General features: G+C 37.9%; 9 protein-coding genes and 1 pseudogene. 9 read left to right on the plus strand and 1 reads right to left on the minus strand.

Translation table 11 applies throughout. From position 1 onward, the window contains the following. The 3 genes and pseudogenes from ACW6OJ_RS06700 to ACW6OJ_RS06710 all read left to right on the plus strand — a co-directional run. Positions 1–428 (plus strand): annotated as a pseudogene (locus ACW6OJ_RS06700) (ATP-dependent zinc metalloprotease FtsH); the annotation flags it as partial. Between the two features lie 157 nt (positions 429–585). Next, complete coding sequence (locus ACW6OJ_RS06705) at positions 586–990, plus strand: pyridoxamine 5'-phosphate oxidase family protein (protein WP_007787962.1); 405 nt, start codon at positions 586–588, stop codon at positions 988–990. Between the two features lie 209 nt (positions 991–1199). After that, a complete protein-coding gene (locus ACW6OJ_RS06710) occupies positions 1200–1904 on the plus strand; it encodes a hypothetical protein (protein WP_456096094.1) in 705 nt (234 codons plus the stop codon). 150 nt (positions 1905–2054) lie between these two features. Here the strand turns inward: ACW6OJ_RS06710 and ACW6OJ_RS06715 are convergent, their stop codons facing one another. Next, positions 2055–3038, minus strand: a complete 984-nt coding sequence (locus ACW6OJ_RS06715; RefSeq protein WP_456096095.1) for a biotin--[acetyl-CoA-carboxylase] ligase — start codon at positions 3036–3038, stop codon at positions 2055–2057. Between the two features lie 284 nt (positions 3039–3322). Here ACW6OJ_RS06715 and ACW6OJ_RS06720 point away from each other — a divergent pair, with 284 nt between their 5' ends. The 6 genes from ACW6OJ_RS06720 to ACW6OJ_RS06745 form a co-directional block, all read left to right on the plus strand. Further along, positions 3323–4090 (plus strand): type III pantothenate kinase, encoded by a 768-nt coding sequence (locus ACW6OJ_RS06720; protein ID WP_293431307.1) that lies wholly within the window; start codon positions 3323–3325, stop codon positions 4088–4090. 48 nt (positions 4091–4138) lie between these two features. Continuing rightward, on the plus strand, positions 4139–5098 hold the full coding sequence (gene dusB, locus ACW6OJ_RS06725; protein WP_456096096.1) for a tRNA dihydrouridine synthase DusB: 960 nt from the start codon (positions 4139–4141) through the stop codon (positions 5096–5098). A gap of 9 nt (positions 5099–5107) precedes the next feature. Next, positions 5108–6655, plus strand: a complete 1548-nt coding sequence (locus ACW6OJ_RS06730; protein ID WP_456096097.1) for an acyl CoA:acetate/3-ketoacid CoA transferase — start codon at positions 5108–5110, stop codon at positions 6653–6655. Positions 6656–6740: 85 nt separating this feature from the next. Then, on the plus strand, positions 6741–7754 hold the full coding sequence (locus ACW6OJ_RS06735) for an MBL fold metallo-hydrolase (RefSeq protein WP_456096098.1): 1014 nt from the start codon (positions 6741–6743) through the stop codon (positions 7752–7754). 133 nt (positions 7755–7887) lie between these two features. After that, the gene (locus tag ACW6OJ_RS06740) at positions 7888–8340 is read left to right on the plus strand and encodes a VOC family protein (RefSeq protein ID WP_293437611.1); all 453 of its coding nucleotides are present in this window, start codon (positions 7888–7890) and stop codon (positions 8338–8340) included. Between the two features lie 35 nt (positions 8341–8375). Continuing rightward, on the plus strand, positions 8376–8732 hold a 357-nt coding region (locus tag ACW6OJ_RS06745; RefSeq protein WP_456096099.1), incomplete at its 3' end, for a class I SAM-dependent methyltransferase.

Raw genomic sequence — 8732 nt, forward strand, 5'->3', positions numbered from 1 at the left:
GCATAGGTCACTCAAGACAGTATTCTGAAGAGGTTGCATCTGAAATAGATGTGGAAGTAAGAAAGATTGTTGTGGATGCCTATGAAAAGACTAGGGAGATACTGAAGTCAAACCAGGATAGGCTAGACTATATAGCTAAGGCCTTACTAGAGTATGAAACACTTAACGACAAGCAGTTTGAAGAGGCCTTTGAAATGAGATTGTCACTTGGTCAAAACGACAAGTCTAAAGAGGATAGCACTCCAGAAAAACCTGTAAATGACAATAAACCTGTCATTTCTGAAGATACTGGCAGTGAAGACATGCTACTTGCTTCTCAAGACCTTGTAAGTGAAGACAAGGCTACAATTTCTCAGGATTTAGCAAGTGATGACAAGCCAATTGGTAGTGACAATTCTGTAAGTGAAGATAGAAGAGATGAAGAGTAAATCATGAATAGTAAGGGGGTTGGGTCTTTATACCAGCCCTTTTAATATACAAAATTTACTTGAACTTTTTTATAAATAGGATATTATAGGCCCAGACATGATATAATATAGGGGTAGGGTAACTACGAATTGATTTTTGAACGGGGGTTTGATTATTATGAGTAATAAGGCAAGAGTAAGCGAATTTTTAGGCAAGGCAGGAGTATATTATCTAACTACAGTAGATGGTAATAAGCCTAAGTGTAGACCAATTGGTTTCCAGATGTTGGTTGATGATGAAATATATTTTTGTGTAGGAGATTTCAAGGAAGTCTACAAACAGATGCAGGCTAATCCTTATGTAGAAATCTGTGCTACAATAGAAACTGACTTTATCCGTTACTTTGGTAAGGCAGTATTTGTTGAATCAGCAGACCTAGAAGCTAAGGCCTTTGAGGTACTACCAATGTTAAAGCAGCTATACAATGAAAAGACAGGCTTTAAGATGAAGATCTTCAAGCTAGAAGAAGCTGTTGCTGAGTTTAGGTCAATGATGAAGGTTGAAGAAAGAATAGAATTCTAAGAAACCAAATTTATTGATCTGGAGGACTAGAGTTTGAGAGCTCAAGTGTAAAAGTAAACGTAAGACGATATAAATAAAACAGAGGTCAGCATTCTCCTTTTTAGGCATAGAAGACAACCTCTGTTTTTTATTGATATTTAGACTAATATAAATTATAATAAAAATAATAATTGTTGTGATAAAAACAGGATATTTGAAGGGGGGTTTATATGAAAAAAAGAGCTACTTTTATTCTATCGTTTATTATTATATTTTCAATATCAATTATAATTTTTGCATCGCCAACAGCTTCCAATAATAAAATTGAAAAAAGTGAAGATGAAAACTTAAAAAATGTGGTTGAAAGTTTTATTTCTAGTAATATGTCAGTAACATTTTTATCAAAAGGAAATTATGACATGGTCGATAAAGACGCTATTTTTTTCAAAGAATATCTTATCAAAAGAAATAAGGCAATGGATTTAATATTAAGAGAGTCAAAAGAAGTTACAGTTACTGGAAATTCTACAAACGAAGAAACTTTATTCGAAGAATATGATATTTCCGATGATGAAAATAATGAAAATATCAAAAATATATCTGTAAAGGTTACAGAGCTATTTAATTATAAAGGGGAAGAGTCTAAACCAAAGGCATCCATAAGTTATAATGTAAAATTGCTTATGGTAAAAAGAGAGGATGGATGGAAAGTTTGGGTAGCAGATACTGATAACAAATTATCCAATCCGTATGATTCAAATTACGATATATTTTCAAAAGTCCCTCGTCCTGTTTCAGATATAAATGCAAACTCAGATGTGAGAAGTACTTTTAAACGAAATAACATAGAAAAAGATATTCATGATCTTAACAAGTATTCATCTGATTGGGAAAAAAATATAGTTGATGCTTATAAAAATAAAGTTGATTTATAAAAGTTTCATTCCGTAGATGATGAAATTACTTACGAGTCTCATAAAAAATAAAGATATGGTTAGTGTGAAGGCTAGCAAAAAGCAGGGGATGCAGGATTAATTTACATACCCACAAAATCCTCAGACCCTGCTTGAAGATAGCCATTTAAACTATATATAAGAATCCAGCCCCCTGATAGAAATCTCTCCAGTAAAGACCTCTTCCAAAAGTCCTAATTCATTTCTAACTATCAAATTACCATATTCATCTATATTTTCGGCAAATACCTTGTCCTTTTGTCCATCCCTAATCAGGTAGATTTCCTTACCAAGGACCGCTGACTTGTCCTTTAATATACCTAATATCCTAGAGTAGTCCCTCTTTTTGAAATCCTCATAAAGGTCTTCAAAGTCAATAAAGAAGGTCCTTAGAAGGTCTAGGTCTCGAATTTGATAGCCCTCATTGGCAAGGGATGTAGCAACAGTAGTTATGGACTCTTCAAAGGTCTTAGGACCAATATTCACCCCTATTCCAACTACTATATAGGAAATACTCTCTATCTCTGCCCTCATTTCTGTTAGGATGCCGGCTATCTTTCTCCCATTTAAAACCAGGTCGTTTGGCCATTTTATCTGGCAGGCTACACCCAAGTTTTCCAGGCTAGTAGCCAGGGCTGCCCCTGCTACCTGGGTAAGAAAGGATGCCCTACTAATAGGTATGGAAGGTTTAAGTATTGTTGAGAAGTAAATTCCCTGGTCATAGTCGGATACCCAGACCTTGCCGGACCTACCCTTTCCTTGAGTTTGTTCCTTGGATACCACTACAGCTCCTTCAGGGGCCTGGTTGGCTATAGTATTGGCATATATATTGGTAGAGTCTATGGATTCAAAGTAGTAGACCTCCTGGCCCATGTAGGAAGTCTTTAACTGGTGCTTTATCTCATAGGAGCTAAGCCCCTTTTTTTCTTTTCGATGTAGCCTGTATCCGTGTCCAGCCTTTGATTCTATGTCAAAACCTTCGCATTTTAAGGCCTTGATATGTTTCCAAACAGAGGCCCTTGATAGGCCTAATATATCTGACATATACTCTCCGGATATATACTTATCTGAATTATCTATTAGTATATTTATCACCTTTTCTCTGGTTTTTGTCATCGTGTCACCATCCTAATAAAATTTTACTATTACATATATTATACTATCACAATCCGCACTTGATAAGGGCCTTTTGTACTAATAAAGTCATAAAATTAAGCATCTGACCCTAATATTATAATTAAAAATTTAGGTTACATAGGGAGTTAAAAAAATTTTCTGTACCTTGGTGTATATTAATGATATAATAAAAACGTTATAAAGGGCTAGTTTCAAGCCCTTGGCATTTGAATAAATGCGCGTAATATTTTTAACAATAAATAATAAAGGAATGGTAAATATATATGTTGTTGGTTTTTGATATAGGAAATACAAATATGGTATTAGGTGTATACGATGGAGATAACCTAGTAAGAGACTGGAGAATAAATACAGACCTAAATAAGACTTCTGATGAGTATGGCGTACTGATTAAGAGTCTATTTGATGCTAGTAATATTTCCTTAGGTGTAGTAGATGCGATTATAGTATCATCTGTTGTGCCTGCAGTAATGCACTCTTTGGAGAACTTCTGCAGGAAGTACTGTAATATCAGTCCAATGGTTGTTGGACCTGGTATAAAGACTGGTTTAAATATAAAGTATGAGGACCCTAAGATGGTCGGTGCAGATAGGATAGTAAATGCAGTTGCTGCCATATCTAAGTATAACTGCCCGGTTATAATCATAGATTTTGGAACAGCAACTACCTATTGTGCTGTCTCAAAGAAGGGCGAGTATATAGGTGGGGCGATTTCTCCAGGTATGAAGATTTCTAGTGAGGCTCTTTTCCAAAAGGCATCTAAGCTTCCTAGGGTGGAACTAGTGACTCCAGAGACAGTTATTTGTAAGGATACAGTATCAGCCATGCAGGCTGGTATAATATATGGCTATGCAGGCCAGGTTGAAAAAATAGTAGGTCTGATGAAGAAGGAGCTAAAAGATGAGGAAACACTTGTAATAGCAACTGGTGGTCTGGCTAATATGATATCCCAGGAAACAAATGCTATAGATGTTATAGATCCAAATCTAACCCTAGAAGGCCTAAGGATAATATACGAGAAGAATATATAGGAAGGGTAAGATATATAGTTCTTTTATTTAGATAGGAGAAGTAATATAGTGAAATTTAGAGATTTTGAAGTTGAAAATGAAGTTTTTTTAGCACCAATGGCAGGAGTAACAGACCTGCCATTTAGGTTAATATGCAAAGAATTAGGCTGTGGGCTCCTATATACAGAGATGATAAATGCCAAGGCCCTTTGCTATGATGATAAAAATACGAAGAAGATGCTTAATATCTTGGATGAAGAGCATCCGGTGGCAGTCCAAATATTTGGAAGTGACCCAGAGTTTATGGGCAAGGCGGCCCAAATTTTAAATGACTACCCAAATGAAATTTTGGATATAAATATGGGTTGTCCAGCACCTAAGGTAGTGAAAAATGGTGATGGGTCTGCCCTTATGAGAAATCCCAAACTGGCAGGACAAGTCCTAGACCAGGTTGTGAAAAACTCAAAGAAGCCGGTTACCCTAAAGATACGTAAGGGCTGGGATGATAATTCTATAAATGCTCTAGAGATAGCCAAGATAGCAGAGGATTGTGGTATATGTGCCATTACAATACATGGCAGGACTAGGGAGCAGTATTATTCTGGTCAGGCGGACTGGGATATTATAGGGGAGGTAAAGTCTCAAATATCTATACCTGTTATAGGAAATGGGGATGTCACTAGTGTGGAGGATGCCATTAGAATCAAGGACCATACTGGATGTGATGCCATTATGATTGGTAGGGGGGCCCAGGGCAACCCTTGGATATTTAAGAGGATTGACCACTATATGAAGACAGGCCAGCTACTAGATCAGCCTAGCAAGGATGAGAAGATAGATGTAGCTATCAAGCATATGGGTTTGGCTATAAAAGAGCATGGAGAATATGTGGCCGTAAGAGAGATGCGTAAGCATATAGGTTGGTACCTAAAGGGTATGAAGAACTCTGCCAGGTTTAGGGACCAGATAAATCATATGGAAACTGCGAAAGAGGTAATTGAGACCTTGAACCAGTATATGAACTACTAGGGGGAAAAGATGAACAAGCTGATGGATTTTGACCAGGCTATTGACCTAATAAAAGATGGGGATACAGTAGCCTTTTCTGGATTTATGCTGGCAACTGCTGCCAGAGAGATGATGGTAAAAATTGGACAGAGATACCTAAGTGATGGTAGGCCTAAAAACCTAACCCTGTACCAGGGGGCTGGTCTAGGAAACAATAATGACCAGGGGATATGTGAGTTATCCTATCCAGGTCTGATAAAGAGGTATGTAACAGCCCACTTTGCCAACAACAGGCCAATGATAGATATGGTCTTGAGAAATGAGGTCGAGGCCTATAACTTTCCTCAGGGTGTAATTGCTCATCTATACAGGCAGGCTGCAGGTGGTAAGGATTTTGAAATTACTAGGATAGGTCTGAAAACCTACTGTGATCCAAGGCTAAGGGGTGGCAAGGTAAATGATGCTGCCAAGGAAGACCTTGTAGATCTTATAGAAATAGATGGAAAAGAATACTTGAAGTACAAGGTTCCTAGCTATGATATTGGTATTATCAGAGGAACCAGTGCTGATGAATTTGGTAATATAAGTATGGAGGAGGAATCCTCAATTATAGACTCTTTAGATGTTGCAATGGCTGTAAAGGCCTCTGGTGGTAAGGTTATAGTCCAGGTGAAGAATGTGGTTTCTTCCCAGTCTATGAACAGGCAGGACGTAGTGATACCGGGTGTATTTGTTGATGCCATTGTGAAGTCTGAAGACCCTATAAACTTCCACCGTCAGACACCGGGAGTATACTATGATCCTATAATAGCTGGTAGGTACAAGTCTGACAAGTATGGATTTAAGCCCCTATATCTAAATGAGAGGAAGCTTATTGCAAGGAGGGCAGTCCTAGAGCTAGAGGATAATTCGGTAGTAAATCTTGGTATAGGAATACCAGAGGCGGTATCTTCTGTTGCAGCGGAAGAGGGCCTTGAAAATATAATACTTACAGTAGAGAGTGGTCTTATTGGAGGAATACCCCTAGGTGGATCTAACTTTGGTTCGGCTGTGAACTCATGGGCAGGCCTAGCCATGGCTAGTCAGTTTGATTTCTATAACAGTGGAGGTCTAAAGAAGACCTTCTTGGGCTTTGCCGAGATGGATCCACGTGGAAATATAAATGTAAGTAGGTTTGGTGACAGGATTGGTGGCTGTGGAGGATTCATAGACATTACCCAGTCTACCAAGGATATAGTCTTCTGTGGCACAATGACGGCAGGAGGCCTGGTAACAGAGGTTAGAGACGGTAAGCTAGTTATTGTCCAGGAAGGAAAAAGGAAGAAATTTAAAAAGACAATAGATGAGATAACCTTTAGTGCAGAGGAGAGTTTTGAGAATGGTCAAAATGTTATTTTTGTTACTGAAAGATGTGTTTTTGCCCTTAGAGAGGATGGAATAGAACTTATAGAGATAGCACCTGGAGTAGATTTAGACAAGGACATATTGGGTCAGATGGACTTTAGGCCTATGATAGCAGAGGACCTAAAAGTCATGGATTTAAGGATATACCAAGAAGGCCTGATGGGCATAAAATAAAAGTGGATTTTAAAGATCCAATATTATATTGTAATTAAATATAATAGTAAGTAGAATTCAGTAAAGAGGTTAGGAGGTAGTTTTTATGGTTAAGGAAGTTTATAAGAATATATATACTTTTCAGGTGGTCTTGCCAAAGAGTCCCCTAAAGGCTACAAATATTTATATAATCAAGGATAGGGACAAGAACCTAGTATTGGATACGGGTTACCATACACAAGATACCCTAGATTCTATGCTAGCAGGTTTGGCAGACCTTGGTCTTGAAATGTCGGATACCGACCTCTTTATTAGCCATATGCATGCCGACCACTCTGGCCTGGCATCAAACTTCAAGAGTGCTGGTTGTAAGGTCTATGCCAGTGCTGCCGATGGAAAGATAATCAATGATGCTGCCAATGGTATCTACTGGCAGCTTTTGTATAAGCTTCTAGACTACTTTAATGTGACTGACGGTGAAATAATGTTAGAAGACCACCCAGGCTATTTGTTCCAGGCACCCGATGAGGTAGACATGGACATAGTAGCACCAGGAGACATAATAAGAACGGGCGAATATGAATTTGAAGTAATGGACCTAAAGGGGCACACACCTGGACATATAGGCCTATATGAAAAGAAGCACAAGATATTTTTCTGTGGTGATACAATCTTAGAGACGATTACTCCTAATATTACCTTCTGGGGATTTGAAGAGGGGGATGCCCTGAATACCTATATGAATACCCTGCTAGGTTTGAGAAAGATGGATTTTGACCATGTATTTTCAACACATAGGGACCCGGTATTAGACTATATAAAGAGGATTGATGAGATTATAGACCACCATATCTTGAGGCTTCAGGAAATACTAGATGTCATGGAGCCTGGTGTAGAATATACTATCAGGGACCTATCTCCTAGGATTAGCTGGAGAATCAAGGCTGATTCTTGGGATGATTTCCCACCAGCCCAGAAGTTCTTTGCATCCGGTGAAACTATGGCCCATGTATTTCACATGGTAAAGAGGGGGCAGGTCCACATGGATGAAAGGGAGGGAGTCCTATACTTTATCAAGTTAGACGATAAGTATGACCCTAGCTGGTTAAAAATGGTATAATGAGTAACTAGATTATTATTTGTTACATCTTATTATGAATGAATAATAATCTACATAATGAAAATCTAGGTAAATAATGCTAAAATACGAATATGTAGTGAAACAAAAGATAACTTTAGGAGGGGGATTGGATATGGTTGGAAGAATATATCATGTAGGCTTGACGGTATCAGACTTAGATAAATCAATTGCCTTTTACAGAGACATACTTGGATTAAAGTTTCAGGGAGAAATATTGATGGTTGGTGAAGCGACAGATAAGATATTTTGTAAAGAAAATTGTAAGGCAAGAGTTGCTTACTTAAATGCTTCTGAAAATATTCAAGCTCCACCTGTGGAACTGATTCAGTTTATAGATAATGAAATTAGAAAAATAGAGCCAGATTTATTTGCCACATCTATTTCTGAATTATGTTTTTATACGAATGACATTGATTTAGTTTACGAAGACCTGATCAAGAATAATGTAGAATGTTTGTCTGAACCTCAATATTTTGATTTTAGCTCAGATGGATTTGGAAAAAGTAGGGCTTTTTACTTTAAAGATCCAGATGGGATTGTACTTGAAATGATGCAACCATTATAAATATTATACAAGCAGTAAAAAATAGGAGGTCAGATATGGACAGGAAATTTTACGAAGAAATGCTGACAAGGCATCAAAATAAGGATATAGATTCAGAAAAAATGTGGGATATGAGGGCCGCTAGTTTCAATGAAGCAGTAAAAACGGACAAGTCGGGATTTGTAGATGAGGTAGTGAACAGGCTGGCAGAGGCCGGTATACTAGAGGGTGCCAGCGTGCTTGATATAGGTGGAGGTAGCGGTAGGTATGCCATCCCTATGGCGAGACTAGCCCAGTCGGTGACCATGACTGATATTTCTAAAAATATGCTGGACCTGGCAAGAGAGAATGCTAATAGTCAGGGAATAGCTAATATAAATTACGAAAAGATGGTATGGGAGACAGCAGACTTG

Source organism: Peptostreptococcus sp., from assembly GCF_977045075.1.

What these genes read in the sequence shown, in the direction of transcription:
- ACW6OJ_RS06710 (WP_456096094.1), top strand. Translation starts at nt 1,200, where the DNA reads ATGAAAAAAAGAGCTACTTTTATTCTATCGTTTATTATTATATTTTCA.
- ACW6OJ_RS06715 (WP_456096095.1), bottom strand. Translation starts at nt 3,038, where the DNA reads ATGACAAAAACCAGAGAAAAGGTGATAAATATACTAATAGATAATTCA.
- ACW6OJ_RS06735 (WP_456096098.1), top strand. Translation starts at nt 6,741, where the DNA reads ATGGTTAAGGAAGTTTATAAGAATATATATACTTTTCAGGTGGTCTTG.
- ACW6OJ_RS06705 (WP_007787962.1), top strand. Translation starts at nt 586, where the DNA reads ATGAGTAATAAGGCAAGAGTAAGCGAATTTTTAGGCAAGGCAGGAGTA.
- ACW6OJ_RS06720 (WP_293431307.1), top strand. Translation starts at nt 3,323, where the DNA reads ATGTTGTTGGTTTTTGATATAGGAAATACAAATATGGTATTAGGTGTA.
- ACW6OJ_RS06730 (WP_456096097.1), top strand. Translation starts at nt 5,108, where the DNA reads ATGAACAAGCTGATGGATTTTGACCAGGCTATTGACCTAATAAAAGAT.
- ACW6OJ_RS06740 (WP_293437611.1), top strand. Translation starts at nt 7,888, where the DNA reads ATGGTTGGAAGAATATATCATGTAGGCTTGACGGTATCAGACTTAGAT.